Source organism: Intrasporangium sp., from assembly GCF_036566125.1.
Classification (GTDB): Bacteria; Actinomycetota; Actinomycetes; order Actinomycetales; family Dermatophilaceae; genus Intrasporangium.
In genome coordinates, this window is record NZ_DATCWX010000215.1 from 1 (window position 1) to 2701 (window position 2701).

Annotated in this window: 3 protein-coding genes; 2 read left to right on the forward strand and 1 reads right to left on the reverse strand. The window is 72.0% G+C overall.

Annotated features, from left to right (window positions below):
* Positions 1-828, reverse strand: an 828-nt coding sequence (locus tag VIR15_RS13145) for a sulfurtransferase (protein ID WP_331928318.1), incomplete at its 3' end; no start/stop codon positions are given.
* Between the two features lie 25 nt (positions 829-853).
* Here VIR15_RS13145 and VIR15_RS13150 point away from each other — a divergent pair.
* Positions 854-1570 carry an alpha/beta fold hydrolase gene (locus VIR15_RS13150; protein WP_331928320.1) on the forward strand — a complete coding sequence of 239 codons (717 nt, stop codon included), beginning with the start codon at positions 854-856 and terminating at the stop codon, positions 1568-1570.
* A 20-nt stretch (positions 1571-1590) separates the two neighbouring features.
* Positions 1591-2701, forward strand: a 1111-nt coding sequence (gene dusB / locus VIR15_RS13155; protein ID WP_331928322.1) for a tRNA dihydrouridine synthase DusB, incomplete at its 3' end; no start/stop codon positions are given.

Consider the following 2701-nt stretch of genomic DNA (forward strand, 5'->3'; position numbering starts at 1 on the left):
CGACCCCGTGGCCACTGGGCGGCTCGGGTCGCGGATCCACTCGCTCCACGAGCCGGGGTAGAGCGCCGCATCGACGCCGAGCTCGGCGAGCGCGAGCACATGGTGTGCCGCCGTCACGCCAGACCCGCAGTAGACCGCAACGTCGCCATCGACGTGCCTCTCTCCGGTCACGGTGGCCCAGTGGTCCGCCAGGTCCCGCCGGAAGGTCCCGTCCTCGGCCAGCCACTCCGTCGTCGGGCTGTTCACCGCGCCCGGGATGTGTCCTGCCACGGGATCGATCGGCTCCTGCTCTCCGGCGTAGCGCTCCGGGGCGCGCGCGTCGAGCAACAGCCCGGTCCGCGCCAGCCCCGCGGCCCCCTCGGCGTCGACCATGGGCATCGAGCCGGGACGGGAGACGAAGGCGCCATGGTGCCGTTCGGGCACCTCGGTACTCACCGGGAGACCGGCCGCCACCCAGGCGGCGAACCCGCCATCGAGCACGCGGACGTCCCGGAGACCGACCCAGCGGAACACCCACCAGGCCCGCCCAGCGGCATACGACTCCTTGCCGTCGTAGACGACGACACGCGTTCCCTCACTGACGCCGCAGCGGCGGAGCACACCCTCGACGACAGCGGGGTCGGGCAGCGGGTGCCGCCCACCCTCGCCGGGAGGTGCGGCGAGCTCGGTGTCGAGGTCCACGAAGAAGGCGCCGGGGACGTGACCCGCCGCGTACTCAGCCGCCCCCGGTTGGTCGGCGCCCGCCGTCGTCAGCGTCCAGCGGACGTCGAGGACGACGACCTCCTCGATCTCGTGGGCGAGCTCCGTCGCGCTGATGAGGTGGCTCATGGCCCCATCGTGGCATCCTCGGGAGGTGACGGCTCATCTCGTCCTCGTCCACGGCTCGCGGCTGTCGAGCACCCAGTGGGCGCCCCAGCTGCCCCTCCTCGAGGGCCACGTCACCGTGGGGCTCGTGGACCTGCCGGGGCATGGCGCGAGGGCGGGGGAGGAGTTCACGCTGGCCCGTTGCGTCGAGGTCATCGACGAGGCGGTCTCGGACACGCCCGCCAGCTCGAAGACGGTTCTCGTCGGCCACTCCCTTGGCGGCTTCGCCGCGATGGCGTATGCCGCTGAGCTGGGTTCGCGCCTCGACGGCCTGGTTCTCGCGGGGTGCAGTGCGTCCCCGGTGGGGCCGGGTGCCGCCGTCTACCGGGCCGTCGCGGCACTGACCGACCGGCTGGGGCCGGAGCGGATGACCCGGGTCAACGACCGGGTCCTCCGGCGGTTCTATGCCGCCGACCTCATCGATCCGGTCATCGCGGGCGGGTACTACTTCGCTCCGACCACGTCAGCGTGGCGTGAGGTGATGACTCACTGCCGCCCGTCGATGCTCGCCGCTGTCCGCTGCCCGATCCTGCTGCTGAACGGCCAGTACGACCAGTTCCGGCTGGGGACGAGGGAGTTCCTCCACGCCTGTCCGGGCGCGCGGGTCGAGATCATCCCGCGGGCGAGCCACATCTCGAACCTCGACCAGCCAAGAGCATTCGCCGAGGCGCTCCTGCGGTTCGCCGATTCGGTGGATGGCGCCTGACTTTGGGAGAATCGGAACTCGTGACCGACCTGACGACGCTCCCGGCCCAGGGCAGCCCCGTGCTGCCCCCGCTGCGCATCGGCCGCCACGTCATCCAGTCGCCGGTCGTGCTGGCGCCCATGGCCGGCATCACGAACCGGGCCTTCCGCCGCCTGTGTCGCGAGTACGGCAACGAGGGGACGGCGTTCGGTCGCGTGAGCGGCGCGACGAGTCTCTACGTCAGCGAGATGATCACGACCCGCGCGCTCGTCGAGCGCAACGCCGAGACGATGCGGCTCATCGAGCACGACCCCGACGAGAATCCCCGGTCGATCCAGCTCTACAGCGTGGACCCGGCCACGGCCCGGGCGGCGGCCCGCATCCTCGTCGAGGAGGACCGCGCCGACCACATCGACCTCAACTTCGGCTGCCCGGTGCCGAAGGTGACGCGCAAGGGCGGCGGGTCCGCCCTGCCGTGGAAGCGCAACCTGTTCCGGTCCATCGTCGGCGCGGTCGTCGAGGAGGGCGCCAGGCGCGACGTCCCGGTCACCGTCAAGATGCGCAAGGGCATCGACGACGACCACCTCACCTATCTCGAGGCCGGGCTCGCTGCGGAGCAGGAGGGCGTGGCGGCGGTCGCCCTCCACGGGCGGACGGCCGCGCAGGCCTACTCCGGCACGGCCGACTGGTCGGCGATCAAGCTGCTCAAGGAGACCGTGACGAGCGTCCCGGTCCTCGGCAACGGCGACATCTGGTCGGCCGAGGACGCTGTGCGCATGGTCGAGGAGACCGGCTGCGACGGTGTCGTCGTCGGTCGGGGCTGCCTGGGACGGCCGTGGCTCTTCACCGACCTGGCTGCGGCTTTCGCCGGCTCGCCGACCCGCGTGACGCCCACGTTGGGCGAGGTCGCCGACACGCTGCGCACCCACACGCTCTACCTCGCGGACTTCTACGGCGACGAGGAGCGGGCTTGCCGCGACATCCGTAAGCACATCGCCTGGTACCTCAAGGGGTTCCCGGCCGGATCGACGGTCCGCAACTCCCTCGCCCTCGTCGACTCGATCGATGCGCTCGACCGGCTCCTGGCCACGCTCGACCCGGACGTCCCCTGGCCGGGGGAGCCCGCGGAGGGCCAGCGCGGCCGGGCCGGGT